The organism is Variovorax sp. dw_308, from assembly GCF_019207085.1.
Taxonomy (GTDB): Bacteria; Pseudomonadota; Gammaproteobacteria; order Burkholderiales; family Burkholderiaceae_C; genus Variovorax.
In genome coordinates, this window is sequence record NZ_JAATOM010000004.1 from 341,715 (window position 1) to 365,207 (window position 23,493).

The following is a 23,493-nucleotide window of genomic DNA, read 5'->3' on the forward strand; positions in this document are numbered from 1 at the left end:
AGGAGACGGGACTATTGCGCTTGCTTTTTTTCCCGGGGCACGCGCCCCATCAGGAAGAACTCCGGGTTCGGCTGCATGCCGCTGAAGCTGGCCAGGCGGTTGGAGAGACCGAAGAAGGCTGTGATGGCGGCGATGTCCCAGATGTCCTCGTCGTCGAAGCCGTGCGCGTGCAGGGGAGGGAAGTCGGCTTCGTCGATCTCGTGCGAGCGATCGCAGACTTTCATGGCGAAGTCGAGCATGGCGCGCTGGCGCGGCGTGATGTCGGCCTTGCGATAGTTCACCGCGACCTGGTCGGCGACCAGGGGCTTCTTCTCGTAGATGCGCAGCAGCGCGCCATGGGCCACCACGCAATAGAGGCACTGGTTGCGCGCGCTGGTGGTGGTGACGATCATCTCGCGGTCGCCCTTGGTCAGCGAGCCTTCCTCTTTCAGCATGAGCGCATCGTGATAGGCGAAGAAGGCGCGCCATTCGGCGGGGCGCCGCGCGAGGCCGAGGAATACGTTCGGCACGAACCCGGCCTTCTCCTGCACGGCGAGGATGGCGGTGCGGATGTCTTCGGGCAGGTCAGCCAGTTCGGCAAGGGGGTAACGGGCGGGCATGGGTGTCTCGTCTTGTTGTCGGGTGGGCATGATAGGACGCACGCCTGCGCCTGGCGCCTCATGCGGCTTTGCAATCAAGCGCGGAACGAGGCGCAGCGCCGCAGACAGTGCCGCAGACGGCAAGGCGATCCAATGCAGTCGTACGTTCGATGGCGGAGCCGTGTCAGGGCAGCGCCGGCCCTTGGTCGTCCGGCAGCACCGCGTGATCGCTCTCGTCCTTGAGCGCGATACCGCTCAAGCCGCGGTGCAGCGCCTCGCGCATGAGCCACGACAGCTTGAAAGCGGCGGTGTCATAGGCAAGCCCCTCGGGTCGCACGTTCGAGATGCAATTGCGCTCGGCGTCGTGGCGGCCATGGCGCGGCGCGTGCGTGAGGTAGATGCCCAGGCTGTCGGGTGAGCTGAGGCCGGGGCGCTCGCCGATCAGCATGACCGAGAGCCTGGCGCCGAACAGTTCGCCGATGTCGTCGGCAAGCGCGACGCGAGCCTGCGTCGCGATGACCACGGGCGAGAGGCGAAGCGCCGGCGGCAGGTGCGGGCGCAAGGCCGCGAGCAGCGGTGCGGCATGACGCGCGACTGCGAGCGAGGACAGCCCGTCGCCGATGACGAGGCAGACGTCGCAGCCTTCGCTCGGCCGCTCGCCCAGGGCCGCGCGCAAGCGGTCCGCGTCGTCCGCATCGAGGCGGCGACCGAGGTCCGGCCGGCGCAGGTAGGTGGTGCGATCGCCGGCGCGGCTGCGGGCCCGCGTGGTGGTCCAGCCGCCGGCATCGAGTTCGCGTTCAAGGGCATCGGCATCGAGCGGGGCATGGATCGCGTCGCGGGCCATCGCATGGGCCCAGCCGAAGCGCAGGGTTTCGTCGGTCGGCATGCCGTTGCCGGCGCGGCCCAGCGCGAGGCGCGCCGGCGTGGCGGCGCGCCAGGAGGTCCAGGGGCTGGGCGTGACGGCGGTCATCGGGGATCCTTGTGTGTGGGAATGGCCCCGGTCATGACGCGCCCAGCGCGGCAAGCTGGCCCATCCCGTGCAGCAGGCGGTTGGCCGAGGGCGCTTCGAGGCCGCCGTCGGGCGAGGTGATGCGCATGCGCTGCAGCCAGTCCTCGAACTCCGGCGCGCGCTTCAGGCCCAGGGTCTCGCGCAGGAAGAGCGCGTCGTGGAAGGAGGTGCTCTGGTAGTTGAGCATCACGTCGTCGGCGCCCGGCACGCCCATGATGAAGTTGATGCCGGCTGCGCCGAGCAGCACCAGCAGCGTGTCCATGTCGTCCTGGTCGGCCTCGGCATGATTGGTGTAGCAGACGTCGCAGCCGATCGGCAGGCCGAGCAGCTTGCCGCAGAAGTGGTCTTCCAGGCCCGCGCGGATGATCTGCTTGCCGTCGTAGAGGTACTCCGGCCCGATGAAGCCGACCACGGTGTTGATGAGCAGCGGCTTGTAGCGCCGCGCGAGCGCATAGGCGCGCGCTTCGCAGGTCTGCTGGTCGACGCCGGAGTTGGCGTTGGCCGACAGCGCGCTGCCCTGGCCGGTCTCGAAGTACATGACGTTGTGGCCCACGGTGCCGCGCCCGAGCGACAGCGCCGCCGCGTAGGCCTCGTCCAGCAATGCCGGCGTCACACCGAACGAGAGGTTGGTCTTCTCGGTGCCGCCGATCGACTGGAACACCAGGTCCACTGGCGCCCCCGCCTCGGCCAGCCGGATCGCGTTGGTCACATGCGTGAGGATGCAGCTTTGCGTGGGTATCTCGAAGCGCCGGATCACCTCGTCCAGCATGCGCAGCAGCGAGCCCAGCACCGGCAGGCTGTCGGAGACCGGGTTGATGCCGATCACCGCGTCGCCCGCCCCCATCAGCAAGCCGTCCAGCGTGGAGGCGGCCACGCCGCGCAGGTTGTCCGTCGGATGGTTGGGCTGCAGTCGCACCGCCAGGTGGCCCGGCAGGCCGAGCGTGTTGCGAAAGCGCGTGACCACGCTGCACTTGCGGGCCACGGCGATCAGGTCCTGGTTGCGCATGAGCTTCGACACTGCGGCCACCATCTCGGGCGTGAGGCCGGGCGCGAGTTCGCGGAGTGCTTCGGTGGTGGCCAATCCGGACAGCAGCCAGTTGCGGAAGTCGCCGACCGTGAGATGCGCCACCGGCGCGAAGGCCTCGCCGTCATGACTATCGATGATGAGCCGCGTGATGTTGTCGTCTTCATAGGGCACCAGCGCCTCGGTGAGGAACTGCTTCAGCGGCGTGTCGGCCAGCACGTGGCGGGCGGCCATGCGCTGCTGCGCCGTGGCGGCGCCGATGCCGGCCAGATAGTCGCCGGAGCGGGCCGGGCTGGCGAAGGCCATCACCTGCCTCAGGTCGTCGAACACAAAAACCTGCGAGTCGATGGTCGTGCTGTAGCGCATGTTTCAGGGCGTTGGATCAGGTCGAGAGCATGGCGTCGGGCGCGGCCGCGTGGCGTTGGGCGGCCGTGGCGCGGAAGTATGCATAGGCGAGCGCCATGAGACCGCAGAACAGCAGTGTCAGCAAGCCGTTGAACCAGATCATCGCGCCAAGGCAAACCAGCCCGAGCAGTAGCGCGATGGCCGGGAACACCGGGTAGAAGGGCGCCCGGTACGTGCGCTCCAGGCCCGGCTCGGCGGCGCGCAACTTGAACAACGCCGCCATCGAGACCAGGTACATCACGATCGCGCCCAGCACCGACATCGTGACGATGTTGGCCGTGAGCGTCTGACCGCCGAACTGCACCCACTCGTCGCTGAAGATGGCCGCGATGCCGATCGCGCCGCCCGCCAGCAGTGCGCGGTGCGGCGTGTTGAAACGCGGGCTGAGCGCCGCGAGGAAGGCCGGCAGGTAGCCGGCGCGGGCCAGCGCGAAGATCTGGCGCGAGTAGCCCATGATGATCCCGTGGAACGAGGCGATCAGCCCGAACAGCCCGATCCACACCAGCATATGCAGCCAGCCGCTGTTGTCGCCGACGACCGCCTTCATCGCCTGAGGCAGCGGGTCGTTGATGTTGGCCAGCTTGCGCCAGTCGCCGACGCCACCCGCGAAGACCATCACGCCGAAGGCCAGCAGCACCAGCGTCAGGATGCCGGTGGTGTAGGCGATGGGGATGGTGCGGTGCGGGTCGCGCGCTTCCTCGGCCGCCATGGCCGCGCCCTCGATGGCGAGGAAGAACCAGATCGCGAAGGGGATCGACGCGAAGATGCCGGAGATGGCCGCGCCGTTCAGCACCTCGCCGCCGGCCCAGCCATTGGCGGTGAAGTTGGCCCAGGTCCAGCCCGGCGTGACCACGCCCATGAACACCAGCAGTTCGACGATGGCCAGCACCGTCACGAACAGCTCGAACGCGGCCGCGATGCCGACGCCGACCCAGTTCAGCGCGATGAAGATCACGTAGGCCCCCAGCGCGAACCACTTCGGATTGATGCCCGGGAACTGCACGTTGAGATAGGCACCGATGGCCAGCGAGATCGCTGGCGGCGCGAACACGAATTCCACCAGCGTGGCAAAGCCGGCGATGAAGCCGCCGGTCGGCCCGAATGCGCGGCGCGCATAGGCGAACGGCCCGCCCGCGTGCGGTATGGCGGTCGACAACTCGGTGAAGCTGAAGATGAAGGTGGTGTACATGGTGGCCACCAGCACCGTGGCCACCAGGAAGCCCAGCGTGCCGGCGGTGTTCCAGCCGTAGCTCCAGCCGAAATACTCGCCCGAGATCACCAGGCCCACGGCAATGCCCCACAACTGGACGGGACCGAGCACTTTCCTGAGGCCGGAGGACATGGTGGTTCCTGTTACACAAGTGGCGATGGAAGTGGCGAGCAAGAGGAATGCCACCCGTGTTGCTTGGCAATAATGGCCGCTTTCTGCTCATCAAGGAAATACCGTGCGTCTTACCCTCAGTGCCGTTCTTCTTTCTCTCTGCATCGTCCCGGCCGCCACGTGGGCCCAAAGCAAGCCCGAGACCACGCCCAGCGGCCTGGTCTACGAGTCGATCAAGGACGGCACGGGCGCATCGCCGTCCGCCACCGACACCGTCAAGGTGAACTATCGCGGCACCTTCCCCGATACCGGCAAGGAGTTCGACAGCTCCTATTCGCGCGGCGAGCCCGCCGAGTTCCCGCTCAACCGCGTGATCCCGTGCTGGACCGAAGGCGTGCAGAAGATGAAGCCCGGCGGCAAGGCCAAGCTGACTTGCCCGCCCGCCATCGCCTACGGCTCGAAGGGCGCAGGCGGCACGATTCCGCCCAATGCCACGCTCAATTTCGAAGTCGAGCTGATTTCGATCAAGGGACGCTGAGCGACCACGCCAATTCATGGCCGATCGCGGGCACACCTGGGCGGCCCCAGGCGGTCGGCGTCGATCCTTCGATCGGCCTCATCGGACATGCGCAGCGGCGCTTCGAGGGTCCGCGCGTGCGGTGAAACCGGGGCGGTGAGGGCCCTTGCGTGAGAAGCGTCTCCCTGGCGATGCGCAATTTCCGCTTTGTCACGTTTGCACCCGGTGAACGGCTTTTCGGAGGCTACAGTTCATGCCATCGCACCGCGCCGAGGCGCCTGCTTCGCAACATTCCACCCCCGTTCCCATGACCAATCTCGTCGTTCACGGCGGCACGCCCCTGCGTGGCCGCATCATCCCTTCGGCCAACAAGAACGCCGTGCTGCCGGTGCTTTGCGCCACCTTGCTCACCTGCGAACCGTTGCGCCTGCTCGGCGTGCCGGACATCACCGATGTCCGCAAGATCCTCGAGATCTTCCGCACGCTCGGCAGCGACGTGAAGATGGACCATGCCACCGGTACGCTCGAACTGCACCACCACGCCACGGTGTTCGACTGCAAGAACCACCGCCTGCCCGAGGAGATGCGTTCGTCGATCATGCTGGTGCCGCCGCTGCTGGCGCGCTTCGGCGTGGCGCGGCTGGAAGACAACGTCAAGGGCTGCACGCTCGGCGTGCGCGAGATCGACCCGCACGTCGACGTGTTCCGCCGCTTCGGCAGCGAGGTCGAACGCGCCGAGGGATCGCTGATCGTGCGCCGGGCCAACGGCGCGCTGCTTCCCAACGATCACTGGCTCGACTACGCGTCGGTCACGACCACCGAGAACTTCGTGCTGTGCGCCGCTGCCGCGCATGGCACGTCGACGCTGACCAATGCCGCCTCCGAGCCGCACGTGCAGGAGTTCTGCCGCTTCATGGCCATGATGGGCGTGCGCATCGAGGGCATGGGTACCTCGCGCCTGACGGTGCACGGCGGCAGCAAGCTGAGCGGCGGCGAGTTTCGCTTCGACGAGGACTTCCACGAGATCACCACCTTCCTGGCGCTGGGCGCCATCACCGGCGGCGACGTCATCGTGCGCAACAGCGCGCCCGAGACCTTCCCGCTGCTCGACCGCACCTTCGAGAAATTCGGCGTGAAGATCACCCATGAGGATGGCTGGTCGCGCGCCACCTGCACCGGTCCGCTGAAGGTGCAGACGCCTTTCACGAGCAACGTGCTGACCAAGGTCGAGGCGGCGCCGTGGCCTTACTTCCCGGTCGACCTGTTGCCCATCTTCATCGCGCTGGGCGTGCGGGCGCAGGGCAACGCGATGTTCTGGAACAAGGTGTATGACGGCGCGCTGGGCTGGACCGGCGAGTTGTCCAAGTTCGGCGCGCATGTGTTCTCGTCGGACCCGCACCGGCTCATCACCTTCGGCGGCAATCCGCTGACGCCGGCCGTGGTCGAGAGCCCGTACATCATTCGCGTCGCGATCGCGCTGTTCATGGTGGCGGCCAGCATCGAAGGGCGCTCCGAGATCCGCAACGCCACGCCCATCCGGCGCGCCCATCCGAACTTCGTCGAGAACCTGCGCAGCCTTGGCGTGCAGGTGGAGTGGACCAGCGAGGAGTAAGGGAGTCTCCCAGGCCGCTCTCGTGGATACGCGCCGCGCGCCATGGCACAGTGCGGATCGCTCCATTCACACAACATGGGAAGGTTTCGATCATGGGACGTCTGGATTCCAAGGTAGCGGTCATCACCGGCGGCGCAAGCGGCATCGGAGAGGCGAGCGTGCGGCTGTTTGCGCGCGAGGGCGCGAAGGTCGTGATCGCCGATCTGCAGGACGAGCGCGGCAGGCGGCTGGCCGATGAGCTGGGTCCGCAGGTGGTCTTCCAGCACACCGACGTGAGCCGGGAGGCCGATGTGCAGGAGGCCATCGACGTGGCGCTTTCCATGTTCGGGCGGCTGGATTGCCTGTTCAACAACGCCGGCATTCCCGGTCCCGGCGGTCCCATCGAGAACCTTGCCGCGGAGGGCTGGGACCACGCGATGGCCGTGCTGGTGCGCAGCGCGTACCTCGGCATGAAGCACGCAGCGCCGATCATGAAGCGACAGGGCTCGGGCAGCATCGTAAGCACGGCCAGCGTCGCCGGCCTGCAAGCCGGATTTTCCGGCCACGCCTATGCGGCCGCGAAAGCCGCGGTGATCAACCTGACCCGCAGCGTGGCGACCGAGCTCGGCGAGAGCGGGGTGCGTGTCAATTGCATCTGCCCGGGCGGCGTCGCCACGCCGATCTTCGGGCGCGGCATGGGCCTTGACGCGGAAGAAGCCGAGCGTTCGGCCGGCATCATGCTGATGGCGCTGGCCAACGTGCAGCCGCTGCAACGCGCCGGCGTGCCCGACGACATTGCCAATGCCGCGCTCTGGCTGGCCAGCGACGATTCGAGCTTCGTCAACGGCCATGCGCTGGTCGTCGATGGCGGCATCTCCTGCGGGCGGCTGTGGAGCGAGAGCAACCAGCGGCGCGAGATGCTGCGCTCGGTGCTGGCACCGCAGGCGCAAGGCTGAGGTCTGGACGCAATGAAACCGGTGCGCGGAGTGATTCGTTGAGGCCTCGATGGACGCTCTCTCGGCAGGTTCATCGCACCACCGGCCAAGGACGACACTTCAACTTTGCTCCCACAAAGTAATTGGACGTGGTGATGGCAGAAAGCCCTCAATTCATTGAAAGGTGCTCCGGCAAGCCCGCCGCTCGCAAGCCTTCCACCATGCGATTTCGACTCGCCAGATAGCTGTCCGAGCCGGATGGATTGTTGATGACGTAACGCTCGATGGTGCTGTAGGGCATCACCCTGCGATGCTCGGCCATGTTCTTCGCCGCTTGGGCCGAGCGGCCATGCAGCGCATCGATCGATGCGAGGATGGCGTACGAACTGCCGAAGGTGGGTCTTTCCGCAAGCGAGCGCAGTGCCAGCGCGTAGGCTTTCTCATCGTCTCCGGCGACAAAGGCAACGTTCGAGGCCACAAAGTAGGCATTGGCCATGTTTCGCGGATCGCGATGCCCGATGCGCATGGCGTCTTCTATTTGAGACTGGGTCTCGCCCGAACGTCCAACGATCAGCAGGATGGTGGCGTACCTCAAATGCGCATTGGGATTGGACGGCGCGCGCAGTACAGCCTTTTCGTAGAAGGGAAGAGCTAGCGTCGGCTGCCCTCGAAAGAGCAGCACGTTTGCCCAGTTGATGAGGGCGACGGTGTCGTTCGGTGCGATGTTGATGGCCTTTGCTGCGACGCGTTCGGATTCGGCCACGTCGCGGGGTGCCGGCTCACCTGAGGCTCCAAAGCGCTCGGACATCAACGCTGCTCCAAGCCCCGTGAGTGCCAGCACTGACTCGGGGTCGGCCTTCAGGGCTTCCTCGAATCGGGCCTTCCCCCTGCTGACGTCTTGTGCAGTCTGTCGGCGGTCGATGTCTTCCCAACCGGACAAGGTGAGGTCGGCGGGGTCAAAGCGATATCCGGGAGCACTTACCCTGGCCTTGTGAAGCTCAAGTTGGCGAAGCCTGAGGCCGCCGGCCGTGCGCATTGCGACGTCGAGGTTGATCCGGGGATCATTTCGATCGGGGTAGTCGTAATGCTCTGACCAGACAATAGTGCCATCGGCCACCGACTTGACCTGGACTGATACGACGATACCCGCACCGTTTGCCGAGACGGTGCCGCTCATTGCGTAGCGCGCGCCGACGGGCGATGCCGAGCGAATGACGATTGCGTTTTGCCGTTGCGTCATCAGCGAGGCAATCTCATCCACCATCCCCTCTCTGACCGCCTTCGGCGCGGAAGCGGTCCCGTCCCGGAAGGGCATCACGACAAGCGAATATCGCCTTGCGATCTCGTCGTCAATGCGATAGGTCGTCGGCGCGGTTGCAGGCCGAAGGTAGACCGCACCGCCAGCGATGGCGAACACCCCCAGCGCGAGCGTCAGTCCAGCGCCGCGCCAGGTTCGGCGTGGTGGTACTCGCGTGATCGTTGCCGGCGAAGTGTTTGCCGCTGCGCCCGGATCGGCAGTGTCAGGAGCGAGGCCGGGCTCTTCGGGGCTGCAAGAACGAACCTCTGCCTCAAACCTGTAGCCGCGCCGCGGGTGGGTCGTGATCAGCTTCGGGCCCTGGTCGCCCATCCTGCTGCGCAACTCGCCAACGCATTGGACCAGCGAGTCGTCGGTCACGACCACGTCGCCCCATAGGTGCTCCATCAGTTCGGATTTGCTGACAAGCCTCCGGGGATTGGCGAGCAGATAGCGCAGGAGGGCGCCGGGCTTTGGTCGGAGCGGAATCAGGACGCCATCGCGCCGAAGCTCATCGCGTTGGAAATCGAACTCAAAATCCGCGAACCGGACGGACGCGACAACCTCCGCCCGCGCCCGCAATGAAGCAATCGTCTGCGGGATTCGCTCTTTGATCGTCGATGGCTCGTCGTTCATGGATCGACCCCTCTCGGATTTGCATGCTGCATCTTGTGCGGCGACCAAGCAAGCGGATTTTGTTCCTCCTTCCCAAGGTCTTGAAGGCCTCGCCACGCCGGCATTTCGTAGAGCGATCGGGAATCGATCGGGTCGGTCGGCAGACGATCGTCTCGCGTTCGTGTCGGCTTCAGGGCGTGGAACCTATCGTGGTGCATCGTCTCATCGAGTCGAATCTCCATGGATCCAGCATGAAATTTCTCTCCCGACGGACGGCCGCCGTCCTCGTATCGATCGGAAGCGTCGCCGTGTGGGCCTCGGCCAGTGCTCAGAACCATAGCCCGGTCCTGGCCACCACGCAGCAAGTGTTGCAAGCCGAACCACCCTCGCTGGGCTCGGCCATCTACAGCCCGTTTTCGCCGGACCTGTTCGCGTCGCAGGAACCGACCCTTGGTGCTCGCGCTGCCATTTCCTCCCCTCGTGCTCCGAACGAAGGCGAACCCGGTTTGACGACGACGCTGGCCGCAAGCATGGCTGGCGCTGTCGCATTCGTCTGGCTGCTCCGCCGCATCTGATGCAGCGCGGCCTGATCCCTCCGCAGGCATGTGAGAAAGCCAGCGGCACTCGTTCCCCCATCTGAAGGAGTTCGTCATGAATGCAAGATCGACACTGCGGCGTTACATAGGCAGGCACCTTTTTGTGCTCGGTATGGGCATCGCGGGCGCAGCGGCAACCGGCGAGGCCCTGGCCGGCTGTGGCATGTATACCGGAGCTTCCGGGAAACCGCCGAATTGGGGCATATCCGGCGCAGCGGGCCGGATGCATGAAGACAACACGGGAAGACCTGCGTCCAACGCCACCGGGATCGTCGGAATGTGGAAAGTCACGCTCGTCTCCGACGGCACGGCGTACCCGATCCCGATTCCGAACGGAGCTCCGATCGATTTCGGCACGGCACAGTGGCACAGTGACGGAACGGAAGTCCTGGTCTCCGGCGGCCGTGCGCCCAGTACCGGGGACGTTTGCATGGGCGTGTGGGAGCAGATCGGGAATTCGACCTATAAGCTCAAGCACGTCGGGCTCAGCTACAGCAGCACCGATTCAGTGCCGCCTTCCTCGCCCTCTGTCTTTTTGGGACCCGCAATCATCCGTGAGACGGTCACCCTGAGCCACTCGCGTGACAGCTACACAGGCACTTTTACGATCGACCAGTATGCGGCGGACGAGGTCACCCTGATCGAACACATCGGCGGCACGGTGACAGCCACTCGTTTCACGGTGGATTGAACGCAAGTGCGCAAGTGCGGGCACTGATGGCAACTCGCTCTTGAAGGACGTCGTTCGAGCGCGCTCGGGTCCACCCTCTGTCACGGCATATTCATGATCGGCTTCTTCAGGCCCGCGCTCGTAGGTCCGCCTGCTGCACCGTATCCGTGTTGTCCCCGGCCCGCCCTATCATCCAGGCGCAGATCGCCGACACCACGCCCGCGAACAGCACGTACATGCAGATCTGCCAAGGCTGGCCGCCGCCGGACTTGAGCAGCGCGGTGGCGATGATCGGCGTGATGCCCGAGGCGAAGATGCCCGAGAACTGGTAGACGAAGGAGATGCCGGTGTAGCGCACCTTGGCGTCGAACAGGTCGCAAAACAGCGCGGCCTCCGGGCCGTACACCGACGCGTAGAAGATGCCGAAGGGCACGATGATCGCCAGCCAGATCAGGAACACGTTGCCGTCGCTGTGCGTCATGAGCCAGAAGCCGGGGAAGGCGGCGATGGCCGTGACCAGCGAGCCCCACAGGTAGACCTTGCTGCGGCCGATCTTGTCCGACAGGCGGCCGAAGATCGGGATGGTGAAGCACATCACCACCGCGGCGGCCATCACGCCCAACAGCGCGTCCGTGCGGCTGATCTTCAGGGTGCTGGTCAGGTAGTTGATCGAGAACACGCCGAAGATGTTGAAGAACACGCCGTCGATGTAGCGCGCGCCCATGCCCTTCAACACGTTGCCCGGGTAGCGGCGGATCATGTCCATGAAGGGGATGCGCGCCTCGGCGTTGCGTGCCTTGATGGCGGTGAACTCGGGCGTCTCCTGGACGTGCAGGCGGATGTACATGCCGACCACCACCATTGCGCCGGAGAGCAGGAAGGCGATGCGCCAGCCCCAGGACATGAACTGCTCGTCGGTGAGCACCGACGACAGCAGCGCCACCACGCCCGAAGCCATGCACAGGCCGATGGCCAGGCCGATCTGCGGCAGGGAGGCGTAGAAGCCGCGCTTTTCCTTCGGCGCGTATTCGTACGCCATCAACACCGCGCCACCCCATTCGCCACCGAGGCCGATGCCCTGCGCGACGCGAAGCAGCAACAGGAGGAGCGGCGCCGCGATGCCGATCTGCGCATAGGTCGGCACCAGGCCGATGAGGAAGGTGGCCACGCCCATGATCATGAGCGTGATGATCAGCATGGCCTTGCGCCCGATGCGGTCGCCGAAGTGCCCGAAGATCACGCCGCCGAGCGGTCGCGTGACGAAGCCGACCGCGAAGGTCGCATACGCGAGCAGCGTCGACACCACCGGATCGCTGCCGGGGAAGTAGAGCTTGTTGAACACGATGCCGGCCACCACGCCGTAGAGGAAGAAGTCGTACCACTCGATCGTGGCGCCCACCAGGGCCGAGATGACCACCTTGCGTATCGCTTTTTCGTCTGTTGTTGTCGCACTCATGGGTTTGTCTCCAGATGAAGTGTCTTTGTGGATGCCCTTGCGGGCGGCGGCTACGGAAAGCGGATGGGGTGCCTGGCGTCCTCGCGGATCATGTCGGCGGCCTTCTCGGCCATCATCACGACGGGTCCGTTGGTGTTGCCGGAGACGAGCGTGGGCATGATGGAGCAGTCGACCACGCGCAGGCCGCCGATGTCGTGCACACGCAGGCGCGCATCGACCACGGCCAGCGTGTCGTTGCCCATCTTGCAGGTGCCGCTCGGGTGGAAGATGGTCGCGCCGTTGTTGCGGCAGAACTCGAGCAGGTCGGCATCGCTCGCGGCCTCGGGGCCCGGCTTGACCTCGCGCTTCACGTAGGGGCGCATGGCGGGCGAGTGCGCGATGGCGCGTGCGGCGCGCACGGCCGCGACGGCGGTGCGGCGGTCGAGGTCCTTGGAGAGGTAGTTGGGCTGCATCTCCGGCGCCTCGAACGGGTCGCGTGTGCGGGCGCGCACGTGGCCGCGCGACTCGGGCCGCAACTGGCACACCGACATCGTGAAACCCGAATAGGGATGCACCTTGCCACCCGCCATGTCGGCCGACAGCGTGGCCACGTGGAACTGGATGTCGGGCGTGGCGGCCACGGGCTTGCCGCCAGCGTCCTTCAGCGCCCGCATGAAGCAGCCGCCTTGGTTGATGCCGATGGCGAGCGCGCCGGTACGGTGCAGCAGCCATTCGATGCCGAGGCTGGCTTTGCCGAACCAGGAGTTGAGCTGGTCGTTGGTGGTGATCGCCTTCGTGCATTCGTAGCCGAGGCGGATCTGCAGGTGGTCCTGCAGGTTCTCGCCGACGCCGCGCGCGTCGTGCACCACGGGTACGCCGAGCCGGTCGAGCAGCGCGCGCGGCCCGATGCCCGACAACTGCAGCAGTTGCGGCGACTGGATCGCGCCGGCCGACAACAGCACTTCGGCCTTGCAGCGCGCCGTCTTCAGCTCTCCGCCCTGGCGGTAGCGCACGCCGATGGCGCGCCGGCCCTCCATCACGAGGCTGGCCGCGAAGGCTTCGGTCTCGATGCACAGGTTGGCGCGGTGCTTCGCGGGCGCGAGGTAGGCCTTGGCCGTGCTGCAGCGCAGGCCGTTGAATGTGTTGAGTTGGTAGTAGCCCGCGCCTTCCTGCTGTGCGCCGTTGAAGTCGTCGGTGCGCGGCACGCCGATCTGTCCAGCGCCCTGGATGAAAGCCTCGATGAGTTCATGCTTCGCGCCGATGTCCGAGACCTTCAGGGGCCCATCGCTTCCGTGCAGCGGCATGCCGCCGCGCTGGTTGCCTTCGGACTTGATGAAGTAGGGCAGCACGTCGTCGTAGCCCCACCCGGTGTTGCCGAGCTCGGCCCAGTGGTCGTAGTCCTCGCGCTGGCCGCGGATGTAGATGAGGCCGTTGATCGAGCTGCTGCCGCCGAGCGTCTTGCCGCGCGGCCAGTAGATGCGGCGGCCGTTCATGCCCGGGTCGGGGTCGGTCTCGAAGCGCCAGTTGTAGACCGGGCTCCACATGGTCTTGCCGTAGCCGATGGGCAGGTGGATCCACGGCGAGTTGTCGGGCGGCCCGGCTTCGAGCAGGAGCACGCGCGTGGCCGGGTCTTCGCTCAACCGCGCGGCCAGCACGCAGCCCGCGGAGCCGGCGCCGACGACGATGTAGTCGAACTCTTTCTCGGTCATGGATGGAGGTGCGTCCGGCAGTGGAACAATCGCTTCGTTGCGGCCCGGATTGTGTCGTAAATTTTCGGAACGAAAGGTTCCATTTAATTTAGAGGTTTACCCGGATGACATCAGCCCGGCCAAAGAGAGCCGCAGCGAGTTCACAGGCTGCCGAGTCGGAGTCCGTGACTGCCGATGTCGCCGGCAGCGGCTCATCGGCCGAGCGCAGCCTTCGCCTGCTGTCGCTGCTGGCGAGCGAGGGGCGCGCCTTGTCGCTCGCCGAACTGGCCGCCCAGCTGGCCTTGCCCAAGGGCACCGCGCACCGCATCTGCACGCAGTTGCTGGCCGCCGGCTTCCTGGCGCGGGATGTGGAGGAGCGCTTCTACAACGTCGGCCCGGCGCTGCGGCAGCTGGCTTTCGACACGCTCAATCATGGCGTGGTGCGCGGGCTGCGTCATGACGTCCTGGCGGACCTGGTGCGGCAGGTGGACGAGACCTGCAACTTCACCACCCTCGATGGCGCGCAGGTGCTGTACCTCGACCGTGTCGAGGCCCATTGGCCGCTGCGGCTGACGCTCGATGTCGGCTCGCATGTGCCGCTGCATTGCACGGCCAGCGGCAAGCTGTTCCTGTCGCAGATGCTGGGCAAGGAGCGCGACCGGCTCATCGCCGGCCTCACGCTCACGCGCATGACGCGCAACACCATCGTGTCGACGGCGAAACTGCGCGCCGAATGCGATGCGATCGCCGTGCGCGGCCATTCCTGCGATGCGGAGGAGTTCATCGCCGGGCTGATCGCCGTGGCGGTGCCGGTGCGCAACGCGGCCGGCGAAGTGCGCGCAGCCATCGCCTTGCATGCGCCGACGGCGCGCATGACGCTGAAGGACGCGCTGAAACGCATCGACGCGTTGAAGGCCGCCGCCGCGCGGATGACACCCTTGCTCTGACGCCCTCCTGCGACCATGAACAACATGCCTGAATACGAACACGCAACCCTCGCCATGCAAGCCGACGGCATCGCCACCGTCACGATCCGCTCGGCCAACGCGCTGAACATCATCGGCACCCCGGTCATCGACGACGTGCGTCAAGCCATCTCGCAACTTGCCGCGGAGAGCGAAGTGCGCGTGCTGGTGCTGCGCGGCGCTGGCGACAGGGCCTTCGTGGGTGGCGCCGACATCCGGGAGATGGGCGCGCTCGACGTCGACAGCGCGCGCGTGTTCATCGACAAGCTGCGCGGCCTTTGCGAGGCGGTGCGGCTGTTCCCGAGCCCGGTGATCGCGCGCCTGTCCGGCTGGGCGCTGGGCGGTGGGCTGGAACTCGCGGCGGCTTGCGACTTGCGCATCGCCTCCAATCGTGCGCAGTTGGGCATGCCGGAGGTGAAGGTCGGCATTCCATCGATCATTCATGCGGCGCTGTTGCCGCGCCTGATCGGGCAGGCGCGCGCGAACTGGCTGTTGATGACCGGCGACAACATCGATGCCGCCCAGGCCCTGGCCTGGGGCCTGGTGGACATCGTCGTGCCGCAGGAGCGGCTTGACGACGAAGTCGAGCGCATGGCGCGGAAGTTCGCGGGCTACGGACCTTCCGTGATGCGACAGCAGAAGCGCCTTCTGCGCGAATGGCAGCAGGAGCCGCTGGAATCCTCCATCCGCAACGGCGTGGAGGAGTTCGCGAGCGCCTATGCGACGGGCGAGCCGCAGCGCTTCATGGCGGCGTTCCTGAAGCGGAAGTAGCTGATAACAGGCCTCGGCTTTCGCACGGACTCTGATATATGAAGGCTTGAAGATTTCGTCGCGAGATCGGTGGCCGCAGTAGAAAGCTTCAAGCGATCAGGTGTGGATGTAGATGTCGGGCTCCATGGCGATCGGCCGCTGTGGCTCTCCCAGCATCTCGCGCAGCGTCGACTCGATCATTCGCGACATCGTGTCCAGCGCCAGGTCGTTCTGCTCCGTCCCAAAGGGCTCCTCGATCTCAGCGGCCAGGGCTTCGAGCGCGAAGAAGGTGTAGCCGATGAAGGCCACGATCACCGGCGTCATCGGGCCGATGGAGTCGATGAGGCCGAACGGCAGCAGCACGCTGTACAGGAAGATCGTGCGGTGGATGATGACCGCGTAGGTGAACGGGATCGGCGTGCTGGCGATGCGCTCGCAACCACCCAGCGCTTCGGTCAACCGGCCCAGCGGATGTTCGACCGCGGGAACCAGCGTAGGCGCAAGCTGGCCGGCCTGCCGGCGGTCGCGCACCCATTCGCCGGCCAGGAGCAACAGCATCGCGGGCTTGAACAGCGTCGTCTGCAGGCGCGCGCGGTCTTCCGGAGAGAGCAGCCGTTCGAGATCGGCCGAGGGCTCGGTCTTGCGCAGTTGGTGGCGCAGCGCATGCACGAACGCGATCAACCGTCCCGCGAGCAATGGCACTTCGCCGGGCGGGTCCACCAGGGTGAGCGCCTGGCGCAGCATCGTGCGCGTCTCGTTGAGCACACTGCCCCAGAGCATGCGCGCCTCCCAGTAGCGCGCGTAGCTGGTGTTGTTGCGAAAGCCCAGGAAGATGGCCAGCGTCAGGCCGATGAGGGAGAAGGGCACGAAGTTGAGCGGAACCTTCCACTCGAACAGCCGCCCGTGCATCACGGTGACGAGGATCGCGAAGCCGGTGACCAGCAGCAACTGCGGCGCGATGTCGCGCAGCACCGAGCCGCGCCACACGAACACCATGCGCAGCCAATGGAGCGGCGGCCGGACGATCACCCGCCGGCCTGCGAGATCTTCATCGCGTGGCGCGCGATCATCAGCTCCTCGTTGGTGGGTATGACCCACACCGACACCTTGCTCGCAGCCGTGCTGATGCGCGGCCCGCCCGATTGGTTGGCCACCGGGTCCAGCGCGATGCCCAGCCAGGCTGCGTCGCGGCAGGCGCGCTCGCGAATCGACGCTGAGTGCTCGCCGATGCCGGCGGTGAAAACCAGCGCATCGACCCCGCCGGCCGCCGCGGCCAGCGATCCCAGTTCGCGCCCCAGCCGGTAGACGAACAAGTCGACCGCCTGCCTGGCGCGCGGGTCCTCGCTCGCCTGCAGCACCCGCATGTCGCTGGACACGCCCGACACGCCGAGCAGCCCCGACTGCTTGTAGATCAGGTCTTCGATGGCACGCACGTCCATTGCCATCTCGTCCATCAGGTAGAGCAGCACGCCCGGGTCGAGGCTGCCGCAACGCGTGCCCATCGGCAGGCCGTCGAGCGCGGTGAAACCCATCGTGCTGGCGACGCTTCGGCCGTCGACCATCGCGCACATGCTGCTTCCGTTGCCCAGGTGCGCAACGATGGTGCGCCCTGACGCCGCCTTCGCATCGAACCCGCCCAGCACGCTGGCGATGTACTCGTACGAGAGCCCGTGGAACCCATAGCGCCGCACGCCGCGGTCAGTGATGGACGGCGGCAGTGCGAAGGCTTGCGCGACCTCCGGTTGGCGGCGATGGAAGGCCGTGTCGAAGCAGGCGACCTGGAGCAGCTTGGGCTGGAGCTTCGCGATGATCTCGATCGGCCCGAGGTTGTGCGGCTGATGCAGCGGTGCCAGCGGACTCAGCTTGCGCAGCGCCGCGATCACGTCGGCATCGATGCGCACTGGCTGCGCGAAAGCCAGCCCCCCGTGCACCACGCGATGGCCGACTGCAACGAGGCTGTGACCGGCGAGTTGCTCACGGAAGAACTCGATCAGGAAGGCGATGGCCCCCTCATGACCCAGCGCGATGCCATCGCCCCATTCGCGATCGCCGATGCGCGTTCCGATGGCCGACTTGGCGGTGAAGCGGGGCGCGGTGTACAGGCCTTCGACCTGGCCGTTGAACAACGGGATGTTTTCTCCCTCCGCTTCGAAGACACTGAACTTGATGCTCGAGGAGCCGGCATTGAGGACGAGGACGACATCGGACATGCGGTCAGCCTAGCAGCTTGGCGCTTTCGCGGCGGGCTTGCGCGACCAGCGCCGCCACCGCGCACGATGCGAGCCTGGCGATGAGCGAGTCGGCCCGGCTGGTCAGGATGATCGGCACCCGCGCGCCGAGCACGATGCCCGCCGTGTCCGCGCCGGCCAGGAAGGACAGGCTCTTGGCCAGCATGTTGCCCGCTTCCAGGTCGGGCACCAGCAGCACGTTGGCGCGACCGGCCACCGGCGACTTGATGCCCTTGACGCGTGCGGCCTCCGGGTCGATGGCGTTGTCCAGCGCCAGCGGGCCGTCGATGAGCGCGCCGGTGACCTGGCCCCGGTCCATCATCTTGCACAGGGCGGCGGCGTCGAGCGTGGACGGCACCTTGGGATTGACGGTTTCCATCGCCGAGAGAACGGCCACGCGCACCTCGTCGATCTGCAGCGCGTGGGCGAGGTCGATCGCGTTCTGCAGGATGTCGGCCTTGACCTCGAGCGTGGGCGCAATGTTCACGGCCGCGTCGGTGATGATGAGTGCGTCGTCATGGCCGGGCACGTCCATCACGAAGCAATGGCTCACGCGCCGCGCGGTGCGCAGGCCCGTCCCGCTCTTGACCACCGCGCCCATCAGTTCGTCGGTGTGCAGGCTGCCCTTCATCAGCGCCTCGGCCTTGCCCTCGCGCACCAGTTGCACGGCCATCTCCGCGGAGGCGACGCTGAAGGGGGCGTCCACGATGGGTATGCCCGTGAGGTCCAGGCCGCATGCCTCGGCCACGGCCAGGATGCGGGCGGTCGGCCCCACGAGGATCGGTGCGATGAGACCCAGCCGCGCCGCCTGGAGGGCGCCTTCCAGCGAACTCTGGTCGCAGGGATGCGCGACCGCGGTCGGCGTGGGGGTGAGCGCCTGGCAGCGCTCGATGAGGCGGTTGTATTTGTCGTGGGGTCTGTCCATGGTGACCTGCCTTGTGGATGGTTGGCGCAGCGCCCCTGCGCGAAGTGCGATTGACTGGAGGAAGTCCGGGCACGGCGCCTGGCTGGCGCCCGCTGAAGGAGCGTAAGTGTGCCTTTGGATCAAGGCCGTATCAAGACAGGCGGCGTGCGCGTTTGTATCGTGGGTCCGTGCACCGTATCGCGCTCGCTGCGAGCGAGTCGATACTTGTGCCATCCGATCGATGAGGCTTGCCATGAACCCACCACCAGATCGCCGGCCCGCGTGGCAGCGGGAAGGCCACGAACCTGACTACCGCTTCTCGCTGGCGAACGAGCGCACCTTCCTCGCCTGGGTCCGCACGGCGCTCGCGTTGCTGGCGGGCGCCGTGCTGTTCGACCAGCTGGCCACGCGCTCGCCCGGGCATCCGTATGTGTCGGTGCTCGCGGTGGTGGGCAGCGGCATTGCCGCGCTGCTGGCCGCCGCGGCGTATTGGCGCTGGAGGGGCAACGAGATCGCGATGCGCCATGACCGGCCGCTGCCGGGCTCGAAGTCGCTCGCTGTGCTGGCCTTGCTGCTGTTCGCCTCCGCAGTCCTGGTGACGCTGGCGCTTGCGGGGCTGGTGTGAGGGACCCGGGCCTGCAGCCGGAGCGCACGGCGATGGCGTGGACGCGCACGGCCATCTCGGCCCTGGTCTGCGCCGTGGTCTACCTGAAATTGGCGCTCGCCGCCCACAGCGTGCTGCTGGGCGTGGGCGGTGCGGTGATGCTGTTCGGCGCGCTCGGGCTGGTGCTGATCGCGATGCGGCGGCGGGTTGATCTTGTGAGCACGGGCGTGCGCGTCGCGCCGGCCGGCCACCTGCTCAAGTGGACGGCCGTGGTTGTTTGCGTCGGGGCCGTGGTTTCCATTGCCGCAACGCTGATCGAAAGGATGTGAATCGAAATCTTCACGCCTTTCGCGCCGCATTGGACGCATCGCCTTGCGCAACCGCTTCCTGCATGTCGAACAGGGGAGCGAGCTTGAGGCGCTGCACCTTACCGGACGGTCCGCGCGGCAGGTCGTCGACGATGCGGAAGTAGGCCGGCGTCTTGAAGCGGCCCAGCGTTGTCTCGCAGAAGCTGCGCAGCGCGGCTTCATCGACGGCGATGCCTTCGCGCAGCACGATGCATGCGCCGATCTGCTGGCCGTAGTGCTTGTCGGGCACACCCACCGCGGCGGCTTCGCGCACCGCGGGGTGCCGGAGCAGGGCCTCGTCGATCTCGCGCGGCGCGATGTTCTCGCCGCCCTTGATGATGAGTTCCTTGATGCGGCCGGTGACGAAGAAGAAGCCGTCCGCATCGCGGTGACCCAGGTCGCCGGTGCGCAGCCAGCCATCGGGCGTGAAACTGTCGCGGGTGGCCTGCTCGTTCTTGTAGTAGCCGAGCATGACGTTGGGGCCGCGAATCGCCAGTTCGCCGGTGACGCCGTCGGGCACTTCAAGCAGTGCCGCGTCGATCACGCGCGCCTCGCAGCCTGACGCGCGGCCGACCGAGCCGAGCTTGCGCTGCTGCGGCGCCATCGGGTTGGAGAAGGAGGGCGCCGCGGTCTCGGTGAGGCCCATGGTCTCGACGATGCCGATGCCGAACATGGCTTCGAAGGCGCGGTGATGCTCGGGCGGCAGGGCGGCGGACGCGGAACGGCAGAAGCGGATCGCGGCCGTCTCATCGCGCGGCGGTGCGTCGCCCTCGAGCAGGTAGGAAATCATCGTCGGCACGACGTTGATCCAGGTGCATTGCGTCGTCGTCGCCTGCGTCCAGAAGCGGCCGGCGGAGAAGCGCGCCGGCATCGCCAGGCTGCCGCCATGCGCGAGCGGCGCGAGCATGGTCACGGCGAAGGCGTTGATGTGATAGAGCGGCAGCACGGCCAGCACGCGGTCGCTGGTGGCCAGCGCGTGTTCATGGCTGATGGCATGCGCATTGGCCGAGAGATTGGCCTGGGTCAGCATCACGCCCTTGGGTTGGCCGGTGGTGCCGGAGGTGTACATCAGCAGGGCGATGGCGTCGGGAGCGGGTGCCGGTGCCTGGATTGCCTGATCGGATTCATCGGTTTCGCCGGGCAGGGTCGCGGCATCCGGGTCCACGACGAGCACCGCCACCTCGCGCCCGATGTCCTCCAGCATGGCGCGCACGCGGGCCTCCCATTCGGGCGCCACGCACACGGTGCGGCAGTCGGAGTGCATCAGCACATAGCGCATCTGCTCGGGCTGCGAGACCAGGTTGACCGGGTTGACGCACAAGCCGGCATGCATCGCGCCCAGCAGCAGGCGCAGCGTCTGCAGGCCGTTGGGCATCACGATCGAGACAGTGTCGCCCTGTCGCGCGCCATTGCGTTGCAGCACGGCCGCGACGGTGCGGCAGCCTCGGGCCAGTTCGGCGTAGTCGATGCGGCGGCCGTCCTCGGCGGACACTGCATAGGTCGCGGAAGGCTGCGTCGCCGCTCGATGCTCGATCAGTTCATGAACGGTGCGCGCCAACCCCATGTTCAGTCCGCACCGTGCTGCGCAAAGTACGCGCCGAAGATTTCTTCCTCGCTCGGCACGCGCTCCGGTATCGGCCGCGAGATGCGCGTGATGTTGAGGTAGTGCCGGTAGTTCATGTTGTCGGAGAAATTGTTCCTGCCCCAGGTGCCGCAGCCCATCGAGAGCGAGAAGGGCAGGCCGTTGTCGAAGCTGCCGCCGGTGGCGATGCAGTGCGCCTGGTCGACGATCACGCGCGAGACCGGCAGATGGAGGCCGAGCTGGAGCGCGCGCTCTGGCACGGCGCTGTGCAGGCCGACCGAATGGCCCGCGCCTTCGTAGGCGTAGATGCGCGCGACCGTCGCCGCGGCCTCTTCGAAATCGCGCGCCGCATAGATGGCAAGCACGGGGCTCAGCTTTTCGCCGGAGAACGGATGGTCATGGCCGACGCCATCCTCGGCGACCATGAGGATGCGCGGGTCGGTCGAGGCAATGGCCAGCCACCCCTCGCGGTTGGCGCCGTCGAGGGCGGCCGCGCGCTCGCAGATGGCGCGCGCCGACTGGCCGATGACGGCGGGCGAGAGCTTGCCCTGCGGCCACATCAACGCCTGCAGCGTGGCCTTCTGCGCGGCGGCGAGCATGACGGCGCCGCGGTCCTTGAGGGCAGCCAGCATCCGCGGGCGCACCGCGTCGACGATCACCAGGCTGTTCTCCGACGAGCAACTGGTCGCGTTGTCGAAGGTCTTCGAGCGCACGATGCGGTCCGCCGCCGCGCTCACGTCCGCCGTCTCGTCCACGATGCCGGCCACGTTGCCCGCGCCCACGCCGAAGGCCGGCGTTCCGCTCGCATAGGCGGCGCGCACGTTGGCTTGCGAACCGGTCGCCACCACCAGGTCGCACAGGCGCATCAGCTCCGCCGTCGATTGCTTGTTGACCGGGGCCGGCAACAGTTGCACCAGGTCGTGCGGCGCGCCGATGCGGTCGAACTGCTGGTGGATGAATTCGATGAGCCGCGCCGCCGTGGACCAGCCCTTGGGCGAAGGCGCGACGATCACCGCATTGCGCCCCTTGAGCGCATTGATGATCTTGTTGGCCGGCGTCGCGCCGGGGTTGGTGGAGGGCGTGATGGCGCACACCACGCCCACCGGCCGCGCGATCTCGACGATGCCCGTTGCCGGGTCTTCGGCGATCACGCCCACCGAACGCGCGCCCTTGAGGTCGCGCAGCAGGCCGAAGGTCTTGCGGTGGTTCTTGCGGACCTTGTCCTCGACATTGCCGACGCCGGTGTCGGCAACGGCCAGCTCTGCGAGTTCCCGATTGCGGGTGGGCTCGATGATGGCCCAGCCCGCCGCGACCACGGCCATGTCGACCTGTTCCTGCGACCATGTTTCGTAGATGCGTTGCGCGGCGCGGGCGCGGGCCACGAGTTCGGCGATGGGGCCATCGGGCAGGGGAGATGTCGGTTGTGCCATTCGTTCAATCCACCGAGATGTGGGCTTCCTTGACCAGCTTGCTCCAGCGCGCGAGCTCGGCGTTGACCACCATGCCCAAGGCCTCCGGCGTGCCGCCGACGCCTTCGCTGCCCTGGGCCAGCAGCTTGTCGCGGATGTCGGGTTCGTGCACGACGGTGTCGATGGCCTTGCTGAGCTTGTCGATGATCGGCCTCGGCGTCTTGGCCGGCACGAACACCGCGTACCAGGAGTCGACGTCGAAATCGGCAATGCCGGCCTCCTGCATGGTCGGCACGTCGGGGAAGGCGGCGCTGCGCTTGGTCGTCGACACGGCGAGCGCCTTGAGCTTGCCGGCCTTCACGAACTGCGCCGCCGCGGGAATCGACACCCACAGCAGCGGCACCTGCCCGCCCATCACGTCGGTCACGGCGGGGCCGCCGCCGCGATAGGGGATGTGCGTCATCGCCACGTCGGTGCGCAGCTTGAACAACTCGCCAGCCAGGTGCCCGGGCGAGCCGTTGCCGACCGACGCGAACGACAGCGTGCCCGGCTTCTCCTTGCCCAGCGTCACCAGTTCGGCGATCGTGTTGGGCCTGAACTGCGGATAGGCCACGAGGATCTGCGGCAGAGACGCCACCATGCCGACCGGCTCGAAGTCCCTGGCCGTGTCGAAGGGCAGCTTGGGGTAGATGGCGGGGTTGATCGTGTGCGACGACAGCGTAAACAGCACGGTATAGCCGTCGGGCGCCGCCTTGGCCACCATGTCGGTGCCGATGGAGCCGGCCGCGCCGCCGCGGTTGTCGATCACCAGCGGCTGCCCGAGCAGCGCCTGCATGCGCTCCTGCACGATGCGCGCGATGACGTCGGTGCCGCCGCCGGGCGGGTAGGGGACGACGAGTCGGATCGGCCTGGTGGGGTAGTCGTTGGCGGGCTGGGCCTGGGCGCCCAGGCCGGCGCCGAGCGCCATGGCGGCGAGCAGGCTGAACCTGAGCAAGCGTGCAAGGCAGTTCATTCTTCGTTGCTCCG

At 66.9% G+C, this 23,493-nt stretch carries 22 protein-coding genes; 9 read left to right on the plus strand and 13 right to left on the minus strand.

The annotated features are described in order from the left end of the window. Nucleotides 1-11: 11 nt before the first annotated feature. From HCU76_RS10925 to eat, 4 genes are all read right to left on the minus strand, one after another. On the minus strand, nt 12-599 hold the full coding sequence (locus tag HCU76_RS10925) for a peroxidase-related enzyme (RefSeq protein ID WP_218509242.1): 588 nt from the start codon (nt 597-599) through the stop codon (nt 12-14). Nucleotides 600-762: 163 nt separating this feature from the next. Beyond that, nucleotides 763-1,548, minus strand: a complete 786-nt coding sequence (eutC, locus tag HCU76_RS10930) for an ethanolamine ammonia-lyase subunit EutC (RefSeq protein WP_218509243.1) — start codon at nt 1,546-1,548, stop codon at nt 763-765. Nucleotides 1,549-1,579: 31 nt separating this feature from the next. Beyond that, nucleotides 1,580-2,977: an ethanolamine ammonia-lyase subunit EutB gene (locus tag HCU76_RS10935; RefSeq protein WP_218509244.1), complete on the minus strand. Its 1,398-nt coding sequence runs from the start codon at nt 2,975-2,977 to the stop codon at nt 1,580-1,582. Nucleotides 2,978-2,993: 16 nt separating this feature from the next. Then, on the minus strand, nt 2,994-4,358 hold the full coding sequence (gene eat / locus HCU76_RS10940; protein WP_218509245.1) for an ethanolamine permease: 1,365 nt from the start codon (nt 4,356-4,358) through the stop codon (nt 2,994-2,996). Nucleotides 4,359-4,461: 103 nt separating this feature from the next. On the opposite strand from eat, the gene HCU76_RS10945 reads away from it, so the two are divergent. The 3 genes from HCU76_RS10945 to HCU76_RS10955 all read left to right on the plus strand — a co-directional run bounded on the left by HCU76_RS10945 (nt 4,462) and on the right by HCU76_RS10955 (nt 7,401). Next, the gene (locus HCU76_RS10945; RefSeq protein WP_213953616.1) at nt 4,462-4,875 is read left to right on the plus strand and encodes an FKBP-type peptidyl-prolyl cis-trans isomerase; all 414 of its coding nucleotides are present in this window, start codon (nt 4,462-4,464) and stop codon (nt 4,873-4,875) included. A gap of 286 nt (nt 4,876-5,161) precedes the next feature. Beyond that, nucleotides 5,162-6,466 (plus strand): UDP-N-acetylglucosamine 1-carboxyvinyltransferase, encoded by a 1,305-nt coding sequence (locus HCU76_RS10950; RefSeq protein ID WP_218509246.1) that lies wholly within the window; start codon nt 5,162-5,164, stop codon nt 6,464-6,466. 92 nt (nt 6,467-6,558) lie between these two features. Next, the gene (locus HCU76_RS10955) at nt 6,559-7,401 is read left to right on the plus strand and encodes a glucose 1-dehydrogenase (protein ID WP_218509247.1); all 843 of its coding nucleotides are present in this window, start codon (nt 6,559-6,561) and stop codon (nt 7,399-7,401) included. Between the two features lie 148 nt (nt 7,402-7,549). On the opposite strand, the gene HCU76_RS10960 is transcribed toward HCU76_RS10955, so the two are convergent. Continuing rightward, on the minus strand, nt 7,550-9,310 hold the full coding sequence (locus tag HCU76_RS10960; protein WP_218509248.1) for a winged helix-turn-helix domain-containing protein: 1,761 nt from the start codon (nt 9,308-9,310) through the stop codon (nt 7,550-7,552). 230 nt (nt 9,311-9,540) lie between these two features. Here HCU76_RS10960 and HCU76_RS10965 point away from each other — a divergent pair, with 230 nt between their 5' ends. Continuing rightward, complete coding sequence (locus HCU76_RS10965; protein WP_213953620.1) at nt 9,541-9,864, plus strand: hypothetical protein; 324 nt, start codon at nt 9,541-9,543, stop codon at nt 9,862-9,864. A 76-nt stretch (nt 9,865-9,940) separates the two neighbouring features. Beyond that, nucleotides 9,941-10,576 (plus strand): hypothetical protein, encoded by a 636-nt coding sequence (locus HCU76_RS10970; RefSeq protein ID WP_218509249.1) that lies wholly within the window; start codon nt 9,941-9,943, stop codon nt 10,574-10,576. Nucleotides 10,577-10,682: 106 nt separating this feature from the next. On the opposite strand, the gene HCU76_RS10975 is transcribed toward HCU76_RS10970, so the two are convergent. Together HCU76_RS10975 and HCU76_RS10980 are read right to left on the minus strand one after the other, a co-directional pair. After that, nucleotides 10,683-12,011: an MFS transporter gene (locus HCU76_RS10975; RefSeq protein ID WP_218509250.1), complete on the minus strand. Its 1,329-nt coding sequence runs from the start codon at nt 12,009-12,011 to the stop codon at nt 10,683-10,685. 50 nt (nt 12,012-12,061) lie between these two features. After that, nucleotides 12,062-13,699, minus strand: a complete 1,638-nt coding sequence (locus tag HCU76_RS10980; protein ID WP_218509251.1) for a GMC family oxidoreductase — start codon at nt 13,697-13,699, stop codon at nt 12,062-12,064. Between the two features lie 164 nt (nt 13,700-13,863). Here HCU76_RS10980 and HCU76_RS10985 point away from each other — a divergent pair, with 164 nt between their 5' ends. Next, complete coding sequence (locus tag HCU76_RS10985) at nt 13,864-14,625, plus strand: IclR family transcriptional regulator (protein WP_345944621.1); 762 nt, start codon at nt 13,864-13,866, stop codon at nt 14,623-14,625. A 15-nt stretch (nt 14,626-14,640) separates the two neighbouring features. After that, nucleotides 14,641-15,414: an enoyl-CoA hydratase gene (locus HCU76_RS10990; RefSeq protein WP_213953625.1), complete on the plus strand. Its 774-nt coding sequence runs from the start codon at nt 14,641-14,643 to the stop codon at nt 15,412-15,414. 96 nt (nt 15,415-15,510) lie between these two features. Here HCU76_RS10990 and HCU76_RS10995 read toward each other — a convergent pair whose 3' ends face one another. Genes HCU76_RS10995 through HCU76_RS11005 form a run of 3 tightly spaced genes read right to left on the minus strand, consistent with a single transcriptional unit; the run spans nt 15,511 to nt 18,576 of the window. Beyond that, nucleotides 15,511-16,422, minus strand: coding sequence for a bestrophin family ion channel (locus tag HCU76_RS10995; RefSeq protein WP_213953626.1), 912 nt, complete (start codon nt 16,420-16,422; stop codon nt 15,511-15,513). Continuing rightward, entirely contained in the window at nt 16,419-17,603 is a 1,185-nt protein-coding gene (locus tag HCU76_RS11000) for an acetate/propionate family kinase (RefSeq protein WP_213953627.1), read from the minus strand. Before HCU76_RS11000 ends, HCU76_RS10995 begins: the two co-directional genes overlap by 4 nt. A 4-nt stretch (nt 17,604-17,607) precedes the next feature. After that, nucleotides 17,608-18,576, minus strand: a complete 969-nt coding sequence (locus tag HCU76_RS11005) for a phosphate acetyltransferase (protein ID WP_256354142.1) — start codon at nt 18,574-18,576, stop codon at nt 17,608-17,610. A 202-nt stretch (nt 18,577-18,778) separates the two neighbouring features. Here HCU76_RS11005 and HCU76_RS11010 point away from each other — a divergent pair, with 202 nt between their 5' ends. Together HCU76_RS11010 and HCU76_RS11015 are read left to right on the plus strand one after the other, a co-directional pair. Further along, a complete protein-coding gene (locus HCU76_RS11010; protein WP_213953629.1) occupies nt 18,779-19,150 on the plus strand; it encodes a YidH family protein in 372 nt (123 codons plus the stop codon). Further along, nucleotides 19,147-19,458 (plus strand): DUF202 domain-containing protein, encoded by a 312-nt coding sequence (locus tag HCU76_RS11015; protein ID WP_371319789.1) that lies wholly within the window; start codon nt 19,147-19,149, stop codon nt 19,456-19,458. Before HCU76_RS11010 ends, HCU76_RS11015 begins: the two co-directional genes overlap by 4 nt. A 10-nt stretch (nt 19,459-19,468) precedes the next feature. Here HCU76_RS11015 and HCU76_RS11020 read toward each other — a convergent pair whose 3' ends face one another. From HCU76_RS11020 to HCU76_RS11030, 3 genes are read right to left on the minus strand one after another with little or no spacing between them, the layout of a single operon-like run. Beyond that, the gene (locus HCU76_RS11020) at nt 19,469-21,034 is read right to left on the minus strand and encodes an AMP-binding protein (protein ID WP_256354120.1); all 1,566 of its coding nucleotides are present in this window, start codon (nt 21,032-21,034) and stop codon (nt 19,469-19,471) included. 8 nt (nt 21,035-21,042) lie between these two features. Beyond that, nucleotides 21,043-22,488 carry an aldehyde dehydrogenase family protein gene (locus HCU76_RS11025; RefSeq protein WP_218509254.1) on the minus strand — a complete coding sequence of 482 codons (1,446 nt, stop codon included), beginning with the start codon at nt 22,486-22,488 and terminating at the stop codon, nt 21,043-21,045. A 4-nt stretch (nt 22,489-22,492) separates the two neighbouring features. Further along, nucleotides 22,493-23,479, minus strand: a complete 987-nt coding sequence (locus tag HCU76_RS11030) for a tripartite tricarboxylate transporter substrate binding protein (protein ID WP_213953633.1) — start codon at nt 23,477-23,479, stop codon at nt 22,493-22,495. Between the last annotated feature and the right edge of the window lie 14 nt (nt 23,480-23,493).

Coding starts and splice junctions, on each gene's coding strand:
- HCU76_RS10935 (WP_218509244.1), bottom strand. CDS start 2,977: ATGCGCTACAGCACGACCATCGACTCGCAGGTTTTTGTGTTCGACGAC.
- HCU76_RS11000 (WP_213953627.1), bottom strand. CDS start 17,603: ATGTCCGATGTCGTCCTCGTCCTCAATGCCGGCTCCTCGAGCATCAAG.
- eat (WP_218509245.1), bottom strand. CDS start 4,358: ATGTCCTCCGGCCTCAGGAAAGTGCTCGGTCCCGTCCAGTTGTGGGGC.
- HCU76_RS10970 (WP_218509249.1), top strand. CDS start 9,941: ATGAATGCAAGATCGACACTGCGGCGTTACATAGGCAGGCACCTTTTT.
- HCU76_RS10965 (WP_213953620.1), top strand. CDS start 9,541: ATGAAATTTCTCTCCCGACGGACGGCCGCCGTCCTCGTATCGATCGGA.
- HCU76_RS10990 (WP_213953625.1), top strand. CDS start 14,641: ATGAACAACATGCCTGAATACGAACACGCAACCCTCGCCATGCAAGCC.
- eutC (WP_218509243.1), bottom strand. CDS start 1,548: ATGACCGCCGTCACGCCCAGCCCCTGGACCTCCTGGCGCGCCGCCACG.
- HCU76_RS11010 (WP_213953629.1), top strand. CDS start 18,779: ATGAACCCACCACCAGATCGCCGGCCCGCGTGGCAGCGGGAAGGCCAC.
- HCU76_RS10960 (WP_218509248.1), bottom strand. CDS start 9,310: ATGAACGACGAGCCATCGACGATCAAAGAGCGAATCCCGCAGACGATT.
- HCU76_RS10925 (WP_218509242.1), bottom strand. CDS start 599: ATGCCCGCCCGTTACCCCCTTGCCGAACTGGCTGACCTGCCCGAAGAC.
- HCU76_RS10955 (WP_218509247.1), top strand. CDS start 6,559: ATGGGACGTCTGGATTCCAAGGTAGCGGTCATCACCGGCGGCGCAAGC.
- HCU76_RS10975 (WP_218509250.1), bottom strand. CDS start 12,011: ATGAGTGCGACAACAACAGACGAAAAAGCGATACGCAAGGTGGTCATC.
- HCU76_RS10950 (WP_218509246.1), top strand. CDS start 5,162: ATGACCAATCTCGTCGTTCACGGCGGCACGCCCCTGCGTGGCCGCATC.
- HCU76_RS11025 (WP_218509254.1), bottom strand. CDS start 22,488: ATGGCACAACCGACATCTCCCCTGCCCGATGGCCCCATCGCCGAACTC.
- HCU76_RS11030 (WP_213953633.1), bottom strand. CDS start 23,479: ATGAACTGCCTTGCACGCTTGCTCAGGTTCAGCCTGCTCGCCGCCATG.
- HCU76_RS10980 (WP_218509251.1), bottom strand. CDS start 13,699: ATGACCGAGAAAGAGTTCGACTACATCGTCGTCGGCGCCGGCTCCGCG.